The sequence below is a fragment of the Bartonella bovis 91-4 genome (genome assembly GCF_000384965.1).
Classification (GTDB): domain Bacteria; phylum Pseudomonadota; class Alphaproteobacteria; order Rhizobiales; family Rhizobiaceae; genus Bartonella; species Bartonella bovis.
Map to the genome: position 1 here is coordinate 1,264,428 of NZ_CM001844.1, position 518 is coordinate 1,264,945.

General features: G+C 51.0%; 1 protein-coding gene. It reads right to left on the bottom strand.

Annotated elements, in window-relative coordinates:
• Positions 1–29: 29 nt before the first annotated feature.
• On the bottom strand, positions 30–518 hold a 489-nt coding region (locus tag BBBE_RS05500; RefSeq protein ID WP_010701548.1), incomplete at its 5' end, for a right-handed parallel beta-helix repeat-containing protein.

The window sequence follows — 518 nt, forward strand, 5'->3', positions numbered from 1 at the left end:
ATTAGCCAGCGTCACCGATTTCCCCACCCCTATCCCATAATTGTCCCTCCCATTCTTAAACTCAATCGACCCCTTGTCATCGTCAACTTCCCATTAGTCGCCTCTATCCCCATTGCGACATTTGAAATATTCACCCCAGTCATCGTCAACGTCACCTCTCCCACCCCCGTTGCATACACTCCCTTCCCCTTTCCCTCTCCTGTAATCGTCGTCCCCGTGATAGTAGCCGTCGCTGTTCCCCACACCCCTATTCCGTAATCTTTCTTAAACCCAATCTTCCCCTTGTTTATCGTCAACGTTCCACCCTTCTTCGCTTCCACTCCCACTCCAACATTTAAAACATCCACATTGGTCATCTCCAACGTCTTCCCATCCATAATCACCCCCTTACTTCCCTCTCCATTTCCACCCGTCCCACTCCCCGTCCCCGCAATCGTCACACTCGTCAAAGTAGCCATCGTCACCCCATTCTTCACCCTCACCCCATAATTCCCGGCCCCATTCTTAAACATAATCGT